Source organism: Streptomyces sp. NBC_00846 (assembly GCF_045207325.1).
Lineage (GTDB): Bacteria > Actinomycetota > Actinomycetes > Streptomycetales > Streptomycetaceae > Streptomyces.
Map to the genome: position 1 here is coordinate 7,985,914 of NZ_CP108846.1, position 19,793 is coordinate 8,005,706.

At 68.9% G+C, this 19,793-nt stretch carries 19 protein-coding genes and 2 pseudogenes; 9 read left to right on the forward strand and 12 right to left on the reverse strand.

Annotated features, from left to right (window positions below; genetic code table 11):
- Positions 1–4: 4 nt before the first annotated feature.
- A complete protein-coding gene (locus tag OG936_RS36845; protein ID WP_331746374.1) occupies positions 5–907 on the reverse strand; it encodes an IS3 family transposase in 903 nt (300 codons plus the stop codon).
- A 5-nt stretch (positions 908–912) separates the two neighbouring features.
- Positions 913–1,200, reverse strand: a complete 288-nt coding sequence (locus tag OG936_RS36850) for a transposase (RefSeq protein ID WP_327349750.1) — start codon at positions 1,198–1,200, stop codon at positions 913–915.
- Here OG936_RS36850 and OG936_RS36855 point away from each other — a divergent pair.
- Positions 1,199–2,044 (forward strand): Tn3 family transposase, encoded by an 846-nt coding sequence (locus OG936_RS36855; protein WP_406500097.1) that lies wholly within the window; start codon positions 1,199–1,201, stop codon positions 2,042–2,044. The genes OG936_RS36850 and OG936_RS36855 overlap by 2 nt on opposite strands.
- A 161-nt stretch (positions 2,045–2,205) precedes the next feature.
- Here the strand turns inward: OG936_RS36855 and OG936_RS36860 are convergent, their stop codons facing one another.
- From OG936_RS36860 to abc-f, 3 genes are read right to left on the reverse strand one after another with little or no spacing between them, the layout of a single operon-like run.
- Complete coding sequence (locus OG936_RS36860; RefSeq protein ID WP_406500098.1) at positions 2,206–3,402, reverse strand: macrolide family glycosyltransferase; 1,197 nt, start codon at positions 3,400–3,402, stop codon at positions 2,206–2,208.
- A gap of 59 nt (positions 3,403–3,461) precedes the next feature.
- Positions 3,462–4,115 (reverse strand): CatB-related O-acetyltransferase, encoded by a 654-nt coding sequence (locus OG936_RS36865; RefSeq protein ID WP_406500099.1) that lies wholly within the window; start codon positions 4,113–4,115, stop codon positions 3,462–3,464.
- 49 nt (positions 4,116–4,164) lie between these two features.
- Positions 4,165–5,784 (reverse strand): ribosomal protection-like ABC-F family protein, encoded by a 1,620-nt coding sequence (gene abc-f / locus OG936_RS36870; RefSeq protein ID WP_406500100.1) that lies wholly within the window; start codon positions 5,782–5,784, stop codon positions 4,165–4,167.
- Positions 5,785–5,938: 154 nt separating this feature from the next.
- Here abc-f and OG936_RS36875 point away from each other — a divergent pair, with 154 nt between their 5' ends.
- Together OG936_RS36875 and OG936_RS36880 are read left to right on the forward strand one after the other, a co-directional pair.
- Positions 5,939–6,592, forward strand: coding sequence for a TetR/AcrR family transcriptional regulator (locus OG936_RS36875; protein WP_406500101.1), 654 nt, complete (start codon positions 5,939–5,941; stop codon positions 6,590–6,592).
- Positions 6,593–7,301: 709 nt separating this feature from the next.
- Positions 7,302–8,882: pseudogene (locus OG936_RS36880) on the forward strand (DUF4158 domain-containing protein); the annotation flags it as partial.
- Between the two features lie 505 nt (positions 8,883–9,387).
- Here the strand turns inward: OG936_RS36880 and OG936_RS36885 are convergent.
- A complete protein-coding gene (locus OG936_RS36885) occupies positions 9,388–10,434 on the reverse strand; it encodes an NAD-dependent epimerase/dehydratase family protein (protein WP_406500102.1) in 1,047 nt (348 codons plus the stop codon).
- Here OG936_RS36885 and OG936_RS36890 point away from each other — a divergent pair.
- Positions 10,412–10,915: a Tn3 family transposase gene (locus tag OG936_RS36890; RefSeq protein WP_406500103.1), complete on the forward strand. Its 504-nt coding sequence runs from the start codon at positions 10,412–10,414 to the stop codon at positions 10,913–10,915. The two genes, OG936_RS36885 and OG936_RS36890, sit on opposite strands and share 23 nt — an antisense overlap.
- A gap of 174 nt (positions 10,916–11,089) precedes the next feature.
- On the forward strand, positions 11,090–11,890 hold the full coding sequence (locus OG936_RS36895; protein WP_406500104.1) for a hypothetical protein: 801 nt from the start codon (positions 11,090–11,092) through the stop codon (positions 11,888–11,890).
- A gap of 151 nt (positions 11,891–12,041) precedes the next feature.
- Here the strand turns inward: OG936_RS36895 and OG936_RS36900 are convergent.
- From OG936_RS36900 to OG936_RS36910, 3 genes and pseudogenes are all read right to left on the reverse strand, one after another.
- Positions 12,042–13,834 (reverse strand): annotated as a pseudogene (locus OG936_RS36900) (Tn3 family transposase); the annotation flags it as partial.
- A gap of 173 nt (positions 13,835–14,007) precedes the next feature.
- Positions 14,008–14,925, reverse strand: coding sequence for a recombinase family protein (locus OG936_RS36905; protein WP_406500105.1), 918 nt, complete (start codon positions 14,923–14,925; stop codon positions 14,008–14,010).
- Positions 14,926–15,209: 284 nt separating this feature from the next.
- Positions 15,210–15,935, reverse strand: a complete 726-nt coding sequence (locus tag OG936_RS36910; RefSeq protein ID WP_406500106.1) for a MerR family transcriptional regulator — start codon at positions 15,933–15,935, stop codon at positions 15,210–15,212.
- 63 nt (positions 15,936–15,998) lie between these two features.
- Between OG936_RS36910 and OG936_RS36915 the strand changes: the two genes are divergently transcribed.
- Together OG936_RS36915 and OG936_RS36920 are read left to right on the forward strand one after the other, a co-directional pair.
- Positions 15,999–16,475 carry a DUF6194 family protein gene (locus tag OG936_RS36915; RefSeq protein ID WP_406500107.1) on the forward strand — a complete coding sequence of 159 codons (477 nt, stop codon included), beginning with the start codon at positions 15,999–16,001 and terminating at the stop codon, positions 16,473–16,475.
- 36 nt (positions 16,476–16,511) lie between these two features.
- Entirely contained in the window at positions 16,512–16,694 is a 183-nt protein-coding gene (locus tag OG936_RS36920) for a hypothetical protein (RefSeq protein ID WP_406500108.1), read from the forward strand.
- Positions 16,695–16,720: 26 nt separating this feature from the next.
- On the opposite strand, the gene OG936_RS36925 is transcribed toward OG936_RS36920, so the two are convergent.
- The gene (locus tag OG936_RS36925; protein WP_406500799.1) at positions 16,721–16,891 is read right to left on the reverse strand and encodes a hypothetical protein; all 171 of its coding nucleotides are present in this window, start codon (positions 16,889–16,891) and stop codon (positions 16,721–16,723) included.
- Between OG936_RS36925 and OG936_RS36930 the strand changes: the two genes are divergently transcribed.
- Positions 16,886–17,530, forward strand: coding sequence for a Tn3 family transposase (locus OG936_RS36930; RefSeq protein WP_406500109.1), 645 nt, complete (start codon positions 16,886–16,888; stop codon positions 17,528–17,530). The two genes, OG936_RS36925 and OG936_RS36930, sit on opposite strands and share 6 nt — an antisense overlap.
- A 297-nt stretch (positions 17,531–17,827) precedes the next feature.
- Entirely contained in the window at positions 17,828–17,989 is a 162-nt protein-coding gene (locus OG936_RS36935; protein WP_406500110.1) for a hypothetical protein, read from the forward strand.
- A 20-nt stretch (positions 17,990–18,009) separates the two neighbouring features.
- On the opposite strand, the gene OG936_RS36940 is transcribed toward OG936_RS36935, so the two are convergent.
- Complete coding sequence (locus OG936_RS36940) at positions 18,010–18,774, reverse strand: ABC transporter permease (protein WP_406500111.1); 765 nt, start codon at positions 18,772–18,774, stop codon at positions 18,010–18,012.
- The gene (locus OG936_RS36945; RefSeq protein WP_406500112.1) at positions 18,767–19,771 is read right to left on the reverse strand and encodes an ATP-binding cassette domain-containing protein; all 1,005 of its coding nucleotides are present in this window, start codon (positions 19,769–19,771) and stop codon (positions 18,767–18,769) included. The genes OG936_RS36940 and OG936_RS36945 overlap by 8 nt, the downstream gene beginning before the upstream one ends.
- Between the last annotated feature and the right edge of the window lie 22 nt (positions 19,772–19,793).

Genomic DNA, 19,793 nt, shown 5'->3' on the forward strand with positions numbered 1-19,793 from the left:
TTGTTTACGCTGCGGGGGTAAATTCGTGCTGCAGCCTGGCTCGGGTTTCGAGTGGGGTGAGGTACCCGAACTCGGGGTGCTTGCGGAGCCTGGTGCGGTTGTACTCGACCTCGATGAAGCGGAAGACGTCGGCGCGGGCCGCCTCACGGCTCTCCCAGACGGCGGTGCCGATCTCCGCTTTCAGTAGACCGAAGAAGCTCTCGGCTGCGGCGTTATCGTAGCATATGCCGGTTCGTCCCATGCTCTGTCTCAGGTTCAACTCCCGCAGCTCGCGGCGGAATTCGCCACTCGTGTATTCGCTTCCGCGGTCGGTGTGCATGATGCAGCCGCCCTGAAGGTCGCCGCGGCCGGCGGCCATCCGCAGCGCGTCGGTGACCAGCTCGGCACGGTGGTGTTCGGCCATCGCGTACCCGATCACCTCGCGCGTCGCCAGGTCCATGACGGTCGCGAGATACCACCAGCCCTCGATCGTCGGCAGATAGGTGATGTCGCCGACGAGCTTCGTGCCGGACCGGGTAGCGGTGAAGTCGCGGCCAACCAGGTCCGGAGCCGGTGCGGCCTTGGTGTCCTGCTGCGTCAGGTGGCGGCGTCTGCGGCGGGTGACGCCGCGGATGTCGCGCTCGCGCATGATCCGCTCGACCTTCTTCCGGTTGATCGCATGGCCCTTGCGCCGCAGCGCGGCGTGCACGCGCGGGGCACCGTAGGCACCCCGTGAGGAGGCGTGGATCTCGCGGATCTCCTCGGTCAACTCATCCTCGGCACACTGCCGTTCGGCCGCTGCCGGCCGGGCCGCCAGCCAGGAGTAGTAGGTGGAGCGGTTGATCCCCGTGACGCGGCACAGCAAAGCCACGCTGTAGCCGTCGGGGTTGGCCTCGGCGGCCTTCTCCGCGTCGATGAAACGGCACAGAGTGCCTACTTCATCGTCTCCTTCGCGAAGAAGGCCGCTGCTTTTTTCAAGATCTCGATCGTCTGCTGCTGTTCCCGGTTCTCCCTGCGCAGCCGCTGGAGCTCTTCCTTCTCCGCCGTGGTCAGCGCGCCGGGCGCCCCCTCGCCGCGGTCGGCCTTCGCCTGCTTCACCCAGCCGCGAAGCCCCTCCGGACTCACACCGAGTTCCCGGGCGACCTCGGTGACATTCCGCCCTGACGACCGGACCAGTGCCACCGCGTCCCGCTTGAACTCCGACGTGTACCGCTTGCTCATGTTGCTCTTGCCACTCAACCTGGACTGCTTCCTCCGGGACCGATCCGTCCCAGTATCAGGCTGTCCAGTTCAGAGGGGGAACTTCATCTCCACCTACACCCACGTCTCCGACCAGCACTCCACCTTCGGCACGAAGGTCATTGTGGCCACGCACCGCGAGGCCCACTACGTGCTGGACGAGATCCTGGGCAACGCCACCGACCTGCCGATCAGCGAGCACGCGACCGATACGCACGGCGTGACCCTGGTCAACTTCGGGCTCTTCGACCTGGTCGGAAAGCAGCTCTCGCCCCGCATCCGAGACCTGGGCAAGATCACCCTGTACCGGATGGGCGCGAAGACCGACTACGAGGAACGCTTCCCGACCGCCGGGCCGCTGCTGACCAAGAAGGCCAACCTGGACCTGGTCGCCGATCACTGGGACGACCTGCTGCGTCTGGCGGGCTCGCTGAAGTACGGGCACGCCACCGCATCCCTGATCGTCGGCAAGCTGTCCGCGTCCTCCCGGCAGAACGCGCTGGCCGCCGCGTTGAAGGAGTACGGGGCGATCCGCAGAACGATCTACGCGGCGAAGTACCTGTCGGACGAGAGCTACCGGCGCAAGATCGCCCGGCAGCTGAACAAGGGCGAGTCCCTGCACGCCCTGCGCCGCCAGCTCCACGACGCCCGCGAGGGCAAGGTCGCCCGGCGCCAGCCCGAGCAGCAGAACGAGCAGGCGTGGTGCCTGACCGTCGTGACCAACAGCGTGGTCTGCTGGCACACCGAGTACATGGGCCTGGCCGTCGATGAACTCCGTACTGCCGGCCGCGAGGTGGACTCCGAGGTACATTTCCCCGGCCCGTAGCTCGGTGGTCAACTACTACGGCTCGATCACCGTCGACTACGAGCGCGAACTCGCCCAGCTCGACGACCGGGGCCACCGGCCGCTGCGGACCGTGGACACGGACGACCCCGGAGCCGGGCTGTAGAACAGCAGTCGGCCCCTGCTTGCAGCTACAGCGCCAGTCAGCCCGCCGGTCCGTCAGCGATGGCCAGCATGTTCTCAATGAGGTTGGCGGCGCGCGGAGTGCCGCCCTCGGCCCGGGCGTCGGCGCGCAACTGTTCCGATCGGCGGGCGACTTCCGTGTCGGTGACCAATTCGTTCAGGGCCGCTCTCAGTGTCTTGGCAGTAGCGTCCGGGGTGTCGATGCGGCGGGCAACGCCCAGCTCCACGAGCCGGTCGGCGTTCATGAACTGTTCGGCGCCCTGCGGCACGGCGATCATCGGGACGCCCGCAAGGAGTCCTTCGCCGCAGCCGCCCATTCCGGCGTGGGTGACGAAGGCGTCCGCCTGCTCCAAGATCGCCCTCTGCGGGACCCAGGAATGCACCTCGACGTTGGGTGGGATGTCGCCGATTTCGTGCGGGTTGGTGTACTTGCCGATCTGGAGCACGATGTGCCAGCCGGGCAGGTTTCCGTACGCCGCGACGCACTGGCGGTAGAACTCCGGTTGGCGCGTGTACGCCGAGCCCAGGGAGATCAACAGTACGTTCTCCGCGTCCGTAGGCCGTGTCCAGCTGTCCGAGTCCGCACGTGCGTCGAAGCAGGGCCCGACAAAGGTCACCGAGTCGGTGTCGACCTTGTCGGCGTATGGCTGCATCGCCCGAGAGATCAGGGCCAGGGCCTGTGCGGGAGGACCGGAGAAGGCGTCCACTTCCGTGGTGGTCGCCCCGCAGTCGGCGAGCCAGTGTGCGAACCTCGCCCGGTACGCGTCGGCACCCGGCAACTTCCGCAGGTGCGCCGCGATCTCCTCTTCATAGCCGTCCCAGGCCACGAACGTCGGGGACAGCTGCATGAGGGGCCGGCCCTGTGATTCGGCGAGGGCGCGCGCGGCGTAGGCGCCGATGTCGTACAGGTACAGGTCCGCCGGGTCGTGGTCGTAGACGGCGCGCAGCTGAGGGAGTGCCTGGATGGCGTCGTCGAGGAAAAGGTTCGCCGCGGCGATGGGGTCGTCGGGCCAGTTGTTGTCGGCAACCGGCAGCACGGAGGTGCAGGGCACCAGTTCGGCGCCGGTGTCCGCGATGCGGTCGGCCACGGCTGGGTCGTTGGCGTAGGTGACCCGGTGGCCGCGGGCCACCAGCTCGCGAATGATCTCTAGGCTGGGCAGGACGTGGCTGACGGCGGGGATGCCGACCATCGCGATGTGGGCACGGCGACGGGACATGGGCGATCACTCGTTTCGGGTGCGGGGTGGGCATGGGTGGGATCGAGGTGCATCCGGTGTCACGGATGACGAGTGCACGGGGCGGCTGCCGCCAGCTCGGCGACCGATCCCGACATGATCGTCCGTACGTGCTCGGTGATGTGCTCCGCGGGCCAGTCCCACCAGGCGACGGCGAGGAGGCGGGCGACGTCCTCGGCGTCGTAGCGGGTGCGGATGAGCCGGGCAGGGTTGCCGCCGACGATGCCGTAGTCGGGTACGTCGCCTGTGACCACGGCGCCGGAGGCGATGATCGCGCCATGGCCGATCCGAACGCCGGGCATGACCGTCGCGCTGTGGCCGAACCAGACGTCGTTGCCGACGACGGTGTCGCCCCGGCTGGGCAGGTTGGTGAGCAGGTCGAAGTGGTCGGCCCAGGAGCCGCCCATGGTGGGGAAGGGGAAGGTCGAGGGGCCGTCCATACGGTGGTTGGCGCCGTTCATGATGAACCGTGTTCCGGTGCCCAGCGCGCAGAATTTACCGATGACGAGTCTCTCGGGGCCGTAGTGGTAGAGGACGTTGCGCGTCTCGAACGCAGTCGGGTCGTTTGGGTCGTCGTAGTAGGAGTACTCGCCGACTTCGATCAGCGGGGACTTCACCAGCGGCTTGAGCAGCGCCACCCGCTGCTGTTCGGGCATCGGGTGCAGGACGGTGGGGTCGGCGGGAGCAGTCGGCATCGTGAGTCGATTCCTCTCTGGAAGGGGTGTAGGGGTCGGGCAGGAACCCTCAGCCTCTGATCGCAGGCACTCGTGCGGTGTGCAGAGTCAGGTGGGTTCCTCTCCAGCGCCGCCGAAGCAACCGGTCGTGGCTGACGAGGACGACGGTGCCGGCGAAATCGGCCAAGGCGGTCTCCAGTTCCTCGGCAAGGGCTGGAGACAGGTGGTTGGTGGGCTCGTCGAGCAACAGGATGTCCGCAGGCCGGCTGACCAACCGCGCCAGGGCGAGCCGCTGCCGCTGGCCGGTGGAGAGCCGCGTGACCGGCACCGCCAGCCGGGACCGGTCGAACAGCCCGAGGGCCAGAAGCCGTTCGGCGTGGTCGTCGGCTTCCCCCGCCCGCCCACGGGCGTAGGCGGCCAGGAGGGTCTCGTCCGCCGAACCGGGGTCCGGGTCCTGCGGGAGGTACCCGATCCGGCCGCGCCTGTTGACGTGTCCGCGGCCGGGGGCCAGGTCGCCGGCCAGGACGCGCAGCAGGGTGCTCTTGCCCGCGCCGTTCTCGCCCGTGACCAGCAGGCGATCGCCCGCCCGGACTGTCAGATCGATCGGGTCGAGTCTGCCCGCGACGGCGACCCCGACGGCGTCGAGCACGGCGCCGTGCAACTGTCCGGCGCGCAGCACAGGCGAGAAGTTCAAAGGCTCCGGCGGGGCCGGTACCGGGTCGGCCAGCAGGCGGCGCAGCCGTTCCTCGGCATTGCGGACGCGGCTGGCCAGGGACTGCTGCACACGGGCGCCAGCCTGGTTGTAGGCCAGTTTGTTGCCGTCCTTCATCGCCCGGCCGGGGGCCACCCGGCGGGCGGTACCCGAAGCCGAGTCGCGCACCCGGTCGACTTCGGCACGCCACCTGTCGTGGCGCTGGACCCCGCGCCGCCGCGCCGCCGCCTTCTCCGCGAGGTAGCCGGCGTAGCCGTTGCCGTACCGGACGACGCTGCGTCGGTCCCCGTCCACCTCCAGCAGGCTTGTAGCGACGTGTTCGAGGAAGCCCCGATCGTGGGAAACAACCACTGTGGTGCCCCGCCGACTGTGCAGGTGCTCCTCCAGCCATACCAGGGCGGCCTCGTCCAGATGGTTGGTCGGCTCGTCCAGCAGCAGCACCTCCGGGGCAGCTGCCAGCACCGCCGCCAGACGCAGCCGGACCTGTTCGCCGCCGGAGAGGCTGCCCATGGTCGAGTCACGGCCCACCTGCCTCAGGCCGAGGCCGTGCAGGGCGCGTTCCAGCCGGGCATCGGCGTCGTAGCCGCCGCGCAGCTCGAAGGCCGAGACGGCCTCGCCGTACGCGTCGAGCGCCGACTCGTCACCGTCGGCCATCGCTGCCTCCAGGCGGCGCATCCGCGCTTCGATCGCACGAAGATCGCCCAGTGCCCGATCGATGACCTGCTGAGCCGTCACATCCGCTGGCAGGCCCCCGTCTTGGGCGAGGTACCCGACGCCACCGTCGGCCTGCAGGATGATCTCCCCCTGGTCGGGGCGCTCCCGCTTGGCGAGCAGCCGCAGCAGGGTGGTCTTGCCGGACCCGTTCTCGCCGACGATCCCGGTGCACTCACCCTTCGCGAGCGAGCAGCTCACCGAGTCGAGAACGGGCCTGCCGTCGAACGACTTGCTGACTGCGAGCGCGGTGATCTGTGTGGGCATACGAGCAACTCCGAAGCTGTCGGGGACGGAACGGTCGCCTGGGACCGCAAGGCCGGAAGAACGCTTCGGAAGAGCATCGGCAACTCCACTAGTGCGACAACTGTTACTTTAAGATGCTGTCATGACCTGGCCCCGCCGAGCAACCGGATTCCCGATGACAGACCCACCGGACAACCCGCCGGAACCTGCCCGTCCCACCGCACCGCCCGGCCGCCGACCGGGCGGCCGCACCGCCCGTATTCGCGCCCAAGTACTCGACGCGGTGCGCGCCGAACTCGGTGAACACGGTTACGAGGGGCTCACGATGGAGGGCGTGGCGGCCCGCGCCGGCGTGCACCGCGCCACGGTCTACCGGCGCTGGCAAGACGTCGGTGGCTTGCTCGCCGATGTCCTCGACTCCGCCGGCGAGGACGACTGGCAGCCCCCGAACACCGGCTCCCTGCGCGGCGATCTGGCAGCCCTCAACGACGAGATCCAGGAGTCCTTGGTCGCACAACCGTCGATCCCCGAAGCCCTGATGGCAGCCTCGTTCCGTTCCCCGCAAGCCGCCCACGCCCAGCAGCAGCTGTGGGAGGACCGGTACACGCGCTGCGAGGCCCTCGTCGAGCGCGCCATCGAACGCGGTGAACTCCCGCCGCACACGGACGCCCGGCGTCTGCTGATCGCCGCCACCGCACCGCTCTACCACCAGCTAGTACTCCTGCGGACCGCTCCTGATCCACAGTTGCCCGGTCACGCCGCCACCACAGCAACTCTGGCCGCCGCCGCCGGAGCGTTCACCCGCCCTGCGCAGGGCGAGGAATCCTGACGGTCGGCCTGCTCGGGCCGCAGCGCTGATCGGGCAGTGCGGCGGCTCGGGGCAGTCCGGAGACCGGGCGCCGGCGGACGGGGGCCTGGCCGCATTCACCAAGGAGTGGGCCGCAGAGGCTGCATCCGGTGCCCGGTGAGGTGCGGACGTCGATGCTGTCTGGCATCAGGGCGGCAGCACCCGCAGTGATGCCGCCCTGCGGCAAAGCTCACCGGATCTGTCTCGCCAAGCACCTCATCTGAAGTACTCAAGTGCCAACTGAAGCACCAGCTAGGCCTCATCCGGGCGACCGGCCGTGCCAGTCTGCGCGGTCGGTGTTTCATAGGCGGTCGCTCGTGAAACACGGCTGCCATCCAGTACCACACCGCCCGCTTCCGCCTCGTGCCCCAACTCGCCAAGGCCCTCAGCGTGCCGACCCCCGCCGTGCGCAAGCCGGGCTCGGTCTGGACCGAGCTGCCCCGGCCGGTGAACGGGGGCGTCGAGCCGGTCGGGCACGTACGCCTCGGATACTGCCGTGCCTCGCGAGGCAGTCCCTCGACGCACAGCTGGACTCCCTCGCCGAGGCCGGGGTGACCCGGGTCTGGGGCCTGAGGAACATCCACGCCAGATCGTGCGCTAAGCCCTGGCTGGTCTCGGGAGGCCGTTGACCAGCGCGGATCGTGCGGCGGAACCTTCGCGGGTCGATGTTGTCGATCTTCGGAGGGCCGTGATGGCGGTCGAGTTTCTGACGGATGTGCAGGCAGCCCGGTATGGGGCGTTCTACGGGACGCCGGCGCGGGCGGAGCTGGAGCGGTTCTTCTTCCTGGACGACGCGGACCGGGAGAAGGTTCAGGCGAAGCGGCGGGCGCACAACCGATTGGGGTTCGCGGTCCAACTGACGAGCGTGCGGTTCCTGGGACGGTTCATGCCCGACCCGCGGCAGGTGCCGGCGGACGTGACCGAGTACCTGGCTGAGCAGTTGGGGATCACCGACGCCTCAGTGCTGCAGGAGTACGGCGAGCGCGACGGGACGGCTCGCTCGCACGCCGGGGAGATCCAGCAGGACGGCGGCTGGCGGGACTTCGCCGAGGTCCGGGACGAGCTGGCGAAGTGGCTGGACGCGCGGGCCTGGACGACCGGGGACGGGCCGAAGGCGCTGTTCGACGCGGCGGTGGGGTGGCTGCGGGAGCGGAGGGTGCTGCTGCCGGGGGTGACGACGCTGGCCCGGCTGGTGGCGTCGGTGCGGGAAGCAGCTAACCAGCGGCTGTGGGACACCTTGTACGGGCTGCTGAACACCGGTCAGCGGGCGGTGCTGGACTCGCTGCTGGTCGTGCCGTCCGGTCAGCGGGTCTCGGAGCTGGACCGGCTGCGGCGCGGTCCGGTGCGGGTGTCGGGGCCGCAGATGAAGTGGTCGCTGGAGCGGGCGCGGGAGATCGCCGACCTGGGGATGGGCGAGCTGGACGTGTCCGGGATTCCGCCCCGGCGGCTGGCGGAGCTGTCCCGGTACGGCGTGGACGGCAAGGCGACGTTGCTGCGGCGGCACGGCGATTCCCGGCGCCTGGCCACGCTGCTGTCCACTGCGGTGTACCTGACGACGAGGGCGGTCGATGACGCCCTGGACCTGCTGGAGGTGCTGGTCGCCACCAAGCTGCTGGCCCGCGCGGAGCGGGACACGGCGAAGGAGAAGCTGAAGACCCTGCCGAAGGTCGAGCGGGCCGGCGCGAAGCTGGCCACCGCCTTCCAGGTCGTGTTCGACACCACCTCCGAGCAGGTCGACACCGACACCGGGGAGGTCAGGGCGCCGAGGGTGGCCACGCTGGACGCGATGTGGGAGCAGATCGAGGCGGTGATCCCGCGCGGGGAGCTGGCCGCCGCGATCGCGGCGCTGTTCGAGCTGACGCCGCCGCTGGACTCGGACGCGGACGAGGCGTGGCGGGCGATGCTGGTCACCCGGTTCGGCACCGTGCGGCCGTTCCTGAAGCTGCTGGTGGAGGTGGTGGACTTCGGCGCGACCCCGGAGGGGCTACCGGTCCTGAAGGCGTTGAGGTCGCTGCCCGACCTGATGGGCCGCAAGAAGGTGGGCCCCGCCGAGATCGACACCGACCTGCTGGCCGGCTCCTGGCGGCGCCTGGTGCTCTCCGCCCCGCACCAGGAGCCGGGGGCGGTGGACTGGAAGGCGTACACCTTCTGCGTGCTGGAGCAGTTCCACCGGATGCTGCGGCGCAAGGAGGTGTACGCGAAGAACTCCTCCAAGTGGGGAGACCCTCGGGCGAAGCTGCTGGCCGGTCAGGCGTGGGAGCAGGCCAAGCCCGGTCGGCAGATGCAGGACGGTGGGCACCGCTTCCCCCTTGCCGCAGATAACAGGGCCGCTTCATGTAGCGGCCCGAGAACGTTGCCGCAGGTGGCGATTCCGTCTGCCGCAGATAATAGGGCGTTATCTGTGGAAAGACTTCCAGCCGTGATGCCGTCGATGATCCGTCAGGCGCCCACCAGCGGCGATCCGGGCTTAGCGCACGATCTGGCGTCGATGTTCCTCAGGCCCCATCCCCGCGGCGTCGACGAGGACCAGGCGCTCGGCGGCGGCCTGCACCTGCCCGTACCGGTCGCGCATCCCGCGCCCGACACAGACCTCGCACTCGGTGTAGGAGCCGACGGGCAGCGGCGGCGCGGGCACCTCGACAGTGATCTCGCGTACGACCTCGACCACTCGACACGGGTCATCGCAGCCCGCTGCGCGGCCTTGACTTCCATCTGGCCATGGAGTTGCTTCTGTGGTGCCCACAGGTTCCCCGCTCAGCGGACTCTCCAGTCGACCGTCAGGCTCTGGAGAGTAGCTTCGCCTCCTCTGTCGGGGACAACCCGTGCCGGAGCGGCGGTTCGCCACGCTCGCGGTCCCAGGCCAGCACGTCAGCGATGGTCACTGCCAACGGGGTTGCGGGCATGCCGGCGGCGCGGGCGCGCGCAGGGCTTCGCTGCTGGGTCGGCCACATCGATTTGGGGCGGGTCAGCGGGAAGAACGGCGACACCGCTTCGGCTGGCACGGGAACGACCTCGACCTGGCTGCCCGCCACTTGGGCGCAGGTGGTGATCAGCTCGGCCATCGTGGTCGGTTCAGCCGGACCGACGGCGTGGAACGCGCCGGGCCTGTCGTCCAGCAGAAGCTGCACCACGAGGCGGGCCACGTCGCGAGAGTCGACCACCTGAACTGGCTGTTCGGGGCTGCTTGGCAGGGCCACCCGGCCGCCGCGCGCGGCCCGGCGAACCCAGTACGTGAGCCCATCCTGCACGTCGTGCGGCCCGGCGACCTTTCCCAGCCGCACGATCGTCGCCCGTGAGCCGTACCGGGCCACCACGTCGTCCTCGCAGGCCACTTTGCACGGCCCGTAGGTGTCCTCGTCGAGCTCCTCGGTGTCGCGCACCGGCGGGCGGCGGGGCGTGTCCTCGTCCGAACTGGGCCCCACACCCGTCCGCACATACACAGCCTGACTGGAGATGAAAAGGTACCGGCCGACCCGGTCGCCGAGCTCCTCCATCGCCTGCCCGACATGACGCGGAACATACCCGCTGACGTCCACGACAGCATCCCAGCTGCCGTCGCTCAGCGCCGCGTAGTCCCCGGTGTCCCGGTCCCCGATCAGCCGGGGCACGCCCGGGAACAGGTCGGCGCCGGTTCTGCCCCGGCTGAACAGGGTCACCTCAGCACCCTGACGAAGCGCGTCGTCCACGATCGCCCGGCCCACGAACGAGGTGCCGCCAAGTACAAGGAGTCGCATAACGCCCGACAGTAACGGCGCCCGCACGCCACCTCCACCGAGATTCCGCAGCGCGGTATGACTCCCGGTGCCCGCCTCCACCGAGGCCATCCTGCGGCGCTTCACCCGCACCGCCTCCCACCCCGTCTACCAGGCGATGCTCGAAGTCGGCCGCGCACAGAAGACCATCTTCGTCGCCCGCTACCTGCGCGACCGCGATCTCCAGCGCGAGATCCAGGAGGGCCTCAACATCGTCGAGGGCTGGAACGGCGCCAACGACATCATCTTCTTCGGCAAGAGCGGCGAACTGAGCAGCAACCGCCGCGACCAGCAAGAACTCTCCGTCCTCGCGCTCCATCTCCTGCAAACCGCGCTCGTCTTCGTGAACACCCTCATGATCCAAGACATGCTCGCCGCCCCCGAATGGGCAGACGTCCTCACCGAGGAGGACAAACGCGCCCTGACCCGTCGCCGCATTGACCGCGCTACTCGCCCCCGGAGACGCGCGTCGCTGACCCGGGTTCTCCAGGGTGCAGCGGAGGCCCGCGCCCGCCCCGGTAGCGACACGGCCGCTGGCGACCCCAGCCGGTGACAGTCGCGCGGAGCCGATCACCCGTGGCTGTTTCGATACCCGACTTCCCGTGTCCAAAGGGGGTTTGATGCCCTACAACCGTATGAAGGTCTGCTTGTTTCGAAGACGGGGGAATGCTCGGTGATCGGACAGCCTGGGAGGCGCGGGTCGAGGGCGCACGTGTGGAAGGTGGCGGTGCCGGCAGCCCTCATTGTGGCGGTCCTGGTGGGTCTCGCCATGTGGTTCGGCTGGGTGGGCGCAGTTGGCACGTGGCTGCTCGCGGTACTGCTGGCGGCGGTGACGACCGCGGTCACCGGATGGATCATCACGGGCATCACGCGTGCAAGGGCTGTGCTGTCGCCCACTGAGCCGTTCACGGTCTCCGTCGAGGTCGGAGACTGGTACGCCCTCAACAGATGGGTTGTTGAGGGCAGTCGACCGGACCAGCCACCGCCGCTTCCCGGTCGTGGGCTGCGGGAGTGGGCGACCACCCATGCGGCTGTGCGCGCCGACAGCCTCAAGATCTCGATCCTCGTGGAAGGGGACGGCCCGCAAGCGGTGATCCTGCGCGGCGTCCGCGTCGTCGAACTCACCACTCGACCACCTGCCGGGGGGACACACGTCGGGTACGGGTATTTCACAGCGGATGGGACGATCGAGGCGCGGTGGTTCAGCATCGACCTCGACGCGCGTTCTCCCCGGCTCGACCGGAGCCACTGGCCAACGCCCTCTAACGAGCCGTCGTTTCCCTTCTCTGTGACGCAGGGAGAGCCGGAGCTGTTCTGGCTGTACGTGTCCGCTGCGCAAGCCGATTACACGTGGCGCCTGGTGCTGGACTGGACCGTGAACGGAACGCAATACACATCCGTCATCGACGATGGCGGCGAACCATTCGCCCTCGCAGCGCGCGGCTCCCGCCCCTCGTTCTACTGGGACGACATCGACGCTCGCTGGAGGGCCTCCCAGAGCACCGGCGGACACGCAGCATCGCCCTGATCCCCGGACGCGGCTCGCCCCCGACGCCACGCCCCGTCCCTGCCGAGGCGCACACGCGGGCGTTCACAGTCGGCCCCGACGAAACGCCGAGGCCGTCCCCCGGTCCTCAGCGGGGGACGGCCTCGGCCATGGTGGCCACCGGGCTGGGAGCTCACTCCTCGTCGGTGGTGTCCGGGGCGCGCAGGGGCCGCAGGCCGCCGGGCAGTTCGGGGAGCTTGAAGGAGTAGCGGCCGAGCATGTTGACGTGGTGTCGGACGAACGGGGAGAGGCGGGCGACGTCTTCGTCGCGCACGTCGAACCCGTCCGCGCGCAGCTTGGTGACGGCAGCGTCCATGTAGCGGGTGTTGAACAGGACCAGGGCGTTCAGGACGAGGCCGAGGGCGCCGAGCTGGTCCTCCATGCCGTCCTGGTACCGCTGGTAGAGCTGGCCCTGCTTGCCGTGGAAGATCTTCCGGGCAAGTGCGTGGCGGCCTTCCTGGAGGTTGGCCTGTACCTTGATCTGGCGGCGGTAACCGGGCTCGTCGGCCAGCCGCAGGATGTGCAGGGTCTTGGAGATCCGCCCGTAGTGCGCGATCGCGTCGCCGAGCGGGGTCGGGCGGCCGTCGCGCGACAGCATGCGGATCACGTCGTACGCGCGCACGGCGCCGGTGTGGATCGAGCCGATGATCCGCAGGATGTCCTCCCAGTGCCGCTCGATCCGCGTCAGGTCGACCCGGCCGTGGGCCGCGTCCTCGAACGCGCCGTAGTCCACGGTGCGGTCGATGCGCCACATCTTCTGGTCGGGCAGGTCGGCCAGTTGCGGCGCGTACGTGAACCCGGCCAAGGTCAGGAGGCCAAAGACGATGTCGCTGTACGAAGCGGTGTCGGTGACGATCATCTCTGGGCGCTTGCCGCCGTCGCGGTCGTAGAGTACGTCCAGCACGTACAGCGAGTCGCGCGGGGTGCCGGCCACCACCTTCCCGCCCAGGCCTGCGGCCTGGTCGTTGAGCAGGTTGAACCAGGTCGCGCCGCCGCGGCGCCCGAAGTATTTCGGGTTCGGCCGCGCATACACCGATGGCACCGGCACCACGAACCGCATGCCGTCGACCGAGGCGACCAGCCCGCCGCCCCACGCTTGCGCGAGCGCGATCGGCGCCTGGTGCTCGATCAGCGTGGCGTTCGCCGCCCGGTAGGTCGCCAGCCGCAGGTACGTCTGGTCGACGTGGGAGAGCCGGCCGTACTTCAGCGCGTCCAGGCCACCGATCACCGGGGTGTAGCCGACGTTGCAGCCGTGCGCGACCAGCAGCGCGGCGATCGTCACGTGCAGGTCTTTGAGCCGGGCCTCGCCGCCGGTGACCGAGGTGAACGCGGCGTCCGCGCCGGTCCAGGAGAACACCTCCAACAGCACCTCGGGCAGGTCCACGCGCGGCAGCATCGCGTTCACCGCCGCCCGCAGGTCCAGCAGCGAGGCCGGTTCGGGCTCCGGTTCCAGCGCGGCGAAGTGCAGCCTCCCCGCGTCGTCGAAGGTGATCTGCGCGTTGTCCGGCAGCCGTGAGGCGACCTCGCGGTAGGTGCCGTCCAGCAGTTGGGCGCGCGCCGCCAGGTGCGCGCCCGGCTCCCCGGGCAGGCTGAGCGACGCCAGCACGGTGGGACGGGTGTGCTCCCAGGCGTCGCCGGCCAGCAGCTTGGCCCGCGGGTCGCCCCACTTGGAGGAGTTCTTCGCGAACACCTCGCGCCGGCGCAGCATCCGGTGGAACTGCTCCAGCACGCAGAACACGTACGCCTTCCAGTCCACCGTGCCCGGCTCCAGGCCCGGAGCGTTCAGCACCAGGCGGCGCCACGACCCGGCCAGCAGGTCGGTGTCTATCTCGCCGGGGCCGACCTTTTTGCGGCCCATCAGGTCCGGCAGCGACTTCAGCGCCGCCAGGACCGGCAGCCCTCCGGGGTGGCGCCCAAGTCGACGACCTTGGGGTCCGAGTAGGAACGGACCAGGAAACCGGTGTTGCTGTCAGAAGTTTTGACAGGCCATGATCGGTCGAAGCCCTTCGATCCGAAGGTGCCGGTGACCAGCGGAACGGCGGAGGCCTTCGACATCTCCCAGGTCGGAAGCCCCTTGGTTTTGAAGCCCTGACGGCTTGCTACGGGGTCTCGGTCCCGAGGGCGTTGACGCGGTTCGCGTACTCGCGGCGGGCCTTGCGCTGGGCCGGGTTTGCCGAGAGGGCGTCGAGCGGCTGGCAGCGGCCAAGGAGTTGGCGGTGGACCGAGGGCGCCGCGGGGACACGAAGTGTGTAGCCCTGGCCGCGCCGTACGGTCACGCCCTGGTCGAGCGCGGCCCGCTCGGCGGGCTCCAGTTCGGCCGCGCGGAGGAAGTCCGCGACCTTGCCCGGCATGTCGAGGACGACCGGCAGCTCCGGAGCCGGGGCGTCCTGGTCGACGACGGTGTGCTCGGGCATGAGGTCGGCGACGGCGGTACGGATGGCGCCCCGGCTGACGTGGTGGTCGCGGGCCAGACCGGCGATCGACTGGCCACCCAGGTACCCGGCGCGCACCGCGGCGGCCTTCGCCGCCGTGACGACCGGGCGTCGGCCGCCCTTGTTGCCCTTGGCCTCGGCGGCCCGCAGTCCGTCGTAGGTCAGCTCCCGCTGGAGGTCGCGCTGGAGTTCGCCGGCGGCGGCGAGGGTCTGCACCATGAACTTCACGGTGGACAGCAGTTCCCCGGTGCGCGGGTGGCGTGCGGTGAGGTCCATCGCGGAGAACGCGCCGTCGTGGATGCGCAGGGCGAGCCGGTCGCGGTGCAGGACGTCGAGCACGTCGAGGATGTGCCCAGTGCCGCGCACGAGGCGGAACATCTCGGAGATGTGCACGGTGTCGCCCGGCCGCGCGTACGTGAGCAGCTCGCCGAACTTCGGCCGCTGAAGCGGGTGGAGGCGGCTGGAGGTGCCGGGCTCCTCCTCGAAGACGACCGGATCGTCGATCCCGGCCTCGTCGAGGACGAGGTCCTGACGGTCGGTCGACTGCTGGTCGGTCGACACCCGCTTGTAGACCAGATTGGCCACGCTCTTCCCCGCTTCTGTCGGCGCATCGGACCCGGACTGTCATCAAACCCTGTCTTCAGCCGTCATCGGATCCGATTGGATCTGAGCCGTCGTCAGACCCCTGGATCCCCGGGTCCATTGGACCTCCGTCGCGCCTGTCGTCATTCGATCGTTTGACGACAGGGCGGGAAGCGGCGGGCGGAACGACGGAGGGATGCTGACCGCCCAGCACTGGGGGCGGGGGTGGTAGTTGTACTTCAAGACGCCCCGTCGATCCGTGCGGGGCACTCACTGACAATCCCAGATCAGGCCGTTTGCCTGTGAATGGAGAGCACAGCACTGAGTGCGGTGGCACCGTCGAGGAGGGCTTTGGATCGAGTAGTGATGCTGGCGTCCCTGGTAGCCAGCGCCGAGACGACATCCTCCGATCGGCGGGTGCGCCGCAGCGCCGGCATGAGGGCCCGAAGGGGCGTGATGCGGTATCCGGCCTTGCGCAGTTGGTGAACGATCCGCGCATCCTGCACCTGAGTCGGTGTGTATCGTCGCGTTCCGCGTACGGGGTCGCGGTCCGGGATGACGAGAGCCTCCGCATGCCAGTGCCGCAACGTCGAAGGGCGCACACCGAGGGCGGCGGCGAGTTCGGAGACGCTCATTGAGTCCGACGCGCGCACGTCTTCGATTGGCTCGCTGGAGATCGCGTGGGCGGCCTCCTTGGCCTGCCTCAGTTCCGCGCGCTCTGCGTCGAGCCGGGCGTGCGCCGTGTCGAGAAGGGCAAGCGCCTGCGAGGTGGGGAACTGGTGGAAGGCCCGAACGATCTTCTTGGCCTCAATCGGCCCCACGCCCGCGGTGAGGGCTCGGTAGGCCAGTGCGGACTGCAGATGTACCTCCCCGTAGATCCGGTAGCCCTTGGCCGTGCGCGTCGCGGGCGGAAGCACACCGTCGCGCTCAAGATTGCGAACTTGCTGAACGGAGTACCCGACGCGCCGTGCGACATCAGCGGTACGCATATCCCCTGATTTGAGACTTGACATCCCGGCATCCCTCTATCTCGGCTTCAAAGTCTCCACTAGCACTTCAATGCAACGCTAGAGCACATGACCATTGACGAGATCATCAGCTTCGTGGGCGGCCTCGACGGCGTCCTGACCATCAGGCCCGCACCCGGCGACGGCACGCCGGAAATCAGCTGGGGGGACACGTTCTTCTACTACGCACCTGACGGTGCCACTCCGACGACGGCCCAACCGTTCGCGACTGTCGTGACCAAGGACTACCCCGGCGACGAGGCGTCGCGTCTGGACCGGCCGGACACCTTCCGCGTGAATATTGCCGCCGGGAAGGAAACGTTCATCCAGTGGACCGGTCACGCACCACGCGAACCAGCCTCCGCCGAGGTCGACCCCAGTGCCACCGACACCGTGATCGCGCACCCCGTCTACGGCACCGCAGGCTGGCTGGCAGTGGTGAACCCGGGCGAGCGCACTGAAGCGCCAACACGTGAGCTGCTGCGTGCGGCCCATCACCTCGCACGCTCACGCCATGAGCGACGCGCTGAATCAACAACGCGATGAACGATCTACGGTCCGCGGCGGGAGCGGGCCGAGAAGGTGGAGGCGCAGCCGACCACTCCCGCGCAGCTGAAGTATTTGGCCACACTCGTGGAGAAGGTCGGCAAGGAGCGGTTCGACGCCGAGTTCGCCAAGGCGGTCAAGGGCACCGGCATCGAGCCGCATGCTCCTTGGGAGCGGACCGTGACCGCCGCGAAGCGGTTGAGCAAGGCAGCGCGCTGATCAGCGCCCTGGTCGGCTCCTGACGTTCACTCCTGCCCGTCGTCGTCCTCGTCCAGCTCGGGCGCGTCCGGGTCGCGCAGCGGGCGCAGGGCGCCGGCGGCCGGGGTGGAGGCGGTGAAGCTGTAGCGGCCCAGCACGTTGAGGTTCTTGTGTTTGAGCGGGGACAGCCGGGCCACGTCCTCGTCGAGTACGTGCACATCGACTCCCTGTTCGGGGAGGCGGGTAAGAACGTCATCGACTGGGATCTGATCGAGTCCCAGTTCCGGCACCTGATGCGGGTCGCTGTCTCCGTGCGTGAGGGCGCCATCTCCTCCTCGACGCTGCTGAAGCGGCTGCGGTCGGGCTCGCACAAGAACTCCACCTACACCGCGTTCCGTGAGGTCGGCCGTGTGGTCCGCACGGTGCAGCTGCTGCGCTACCTCTCGGACGCGCCGCTTCGCCGGCGGGTGACCGCGGCGACGAACAAGGTCGAGTCGTTCAACCGGTTCTCCCAGTGGGTCGGCTTCGGCAACCAGGGCGTCCTCGCCGACAACGACCCCATCGAGCAGGAGAAGGTGATGAAGTTCAACGCCCTGCTCACGAACGCGGTGATCTTCCACAATGCCCTGGACATCGCGGAGATTGTCCGCCAGCTCCTTCAGGAGGGGTGGGAGATCGACCCGGAGGACCTGGCCCACATCTCGCCGTACCTGACCGAGCACATCAAACGGTTCGGCGAGTACTCCACCCACGAACTCGGCATCCAACCCGAGGCATACGACCCGAAACTCAACGTCGACTTCACCCAGCTCCGCGACCAGGACCTGCGCGCCGAAGGCTTCGGGACCGCAGCCTGACCGGGCGAGACCGGGTGGCAGTGCGGTCAGGCCGAGTTCCCGGGCACGTGTGGGTCGTTGAGTAGCTCATGGGACGGGACAAGGCGAACAAACCGCGCAGGCCGCGGGATCTGGTCCCGCTTGCGGAGGGACATGTCGAGGCGGTGCCTGGGGTGACGGTGACCTTGACTGGCCCGCACACGGTCACGCCGGCCGCGGCGCACGAGCGGATGGCGAAGGCCCCAAGGCGCTCGGCGACTACGTATGGACCGGCTCGCAGTGGCAGGTCGGGGTGACCCGGGGCATACGCACGCACGGGTGACGGAGGTCCCGTCGATGGCCGAGGCACTACGCATGGCACTGGTCGTGGCCGACCGGATGTTCTCGCCCGGCATCGCCTTGCTGCACACGGTGGCAGGACGCGAAGGCGTGGAGGCCCACCTCTCTTGCTGGCTGTACCGATGGTCCCCACGGCCGTGATCGACCTCCCTCATCCGACCTCAAAGGCCGCGTTTCATGGCGCGGGTGGAGAAGCCCAGCCCGATGGTGGCGATCACCGTTGCGGCGAGGGCGCCGTGGAGCACGGAGGTGTCGAGGAAGTCGCCGGCGAACAGGGCACGGGCGGCGTCGACGATGTACGTGATGGGGTTGATCATGGCGGCCGTGCTCAGCCAGCCGGGTGCGGTTTCGACCGGCAGGAGGATGCCGGAGAGCAGCATGATCGGGAAGATCAGCATCTGGGTGACCATCCAGAACAGGTTGCCGCTGGGCCGTGAGGCGATGGCCAGGATGTAGGACAGGGCGCTGAGTCCGACCGCCATGACGATGAGCAGCACCATGGCGGCCAGGGCGCCGGTCAGGTGGAGTTTCATGCCCAGCGGGATGGCGATGGTGGTGATGAGGATCGCTTGGACGAACAGGGTGGCGGTGTCCTTGGCGGTGCGTCCGAGGATGAGTGAGGTGCGGCTGACGGGGGTGACGAGGAAGCGTTCCATCTGTCCCCCGGTCAGTTCGCTGAGCATGCTGTGACCGGCCGAGAGCGGCCCCATGAGGCACATCATCACGATGATGCCGGGGACGAACCACTGCCAGACGTCGCCGGCACCGGCCCCGAGATCGGCTTCGGTGCCGACGAGCATCGAGCCGAACAGGATGAGGAACAGCAAAGGCTGCCCCATGGCGAGGACGATGCTGACTGGGGAGCGAAGCTCGGGCGTGATTTCGCGGGAGAAGACCGTGGCGGTGTCGTGGAGGAGCTTAGGCATGGGTGGCTCCGATCGGCTCGGCGCTGGTGGTCTCGTAGGCGTGGCCGGTTTCTTCGATCCTGCGGCCGGTGAGGTTGATGAAGACGTCGTCGAGGGACGGTCGGCGCATGCAGGCGTGCGTGACCGTGATCGCGTCGTGGTGCAGCAGCCGCAGGTAGGCAGGTAGGGCGGTGTCAACATCGGCGATCCGCACGTGCACTGTCTGCCCTTCGGCCGTGACCTCGGAGACGCCGGCCATCTGACCGGCCACGCGTGCGGCGGCACGTGCCGAGTCGGTATCCGGCGTCGTGATGTGCATCCAGTCGCCGGCTAGGTCGGCCTTGAGAGCGGCCGCGGTGCCGTTGGCGATGACCCGCCCTTGGTCGATGATGACAATCCGCTCGGCCATCTGGTCGGCTTCGTCGAGGTAGTGGGTGGTCAGCAGGATCGTGATGCCGTGCTCGCGGCGCAGGCGTTGGATCTGATCCCACAGGCCAGCGCGGCTGTGGGGATCGAGGCCCGTGGTGGGTTCGTCGAGGAAGAGCACGCTCGGGTTGTGTATGAGCCCGAGGGCGATGTCCACGCGCCGTCGCTGCCCGCCCGAGAGGCTGCCGGGGATGCGGGCGGCAAGGTCGCTGATGCCCAGGATCTCCAGAACCTCGTCGAGCCCGGCGCCGCGCATCACGAAGCCGGAGCCCGTAGCAGCGCCCCTGGGTGATGAGCTCCTCGCGGATGCGGTGGTTTTCCCCGCAGGCGTTCTTCTGTCCCGCGTAGCCGATCGCCTTACGCACCCGGCCCGGTTCGCGCGCCGCGTCAAAGCCCCCGCGATGTGCACGCGGCCCGCAGTGGGCGGCAGCAGCGTGGTCAGCATCCGCAAGGTCGTGGACTTGCCTGCACCGTTCGGCCCGAGCAGCGCCAGCAGCTCACCGGCCGCGACATCAAAGCTGACATCGCGCACCGCCTCGATCGTCCCCTTGCCCACCTTGAAGGTCCGACGCAGACCCTCGGCCCGGATCATCTTCTCTCCACTCATAATGCGG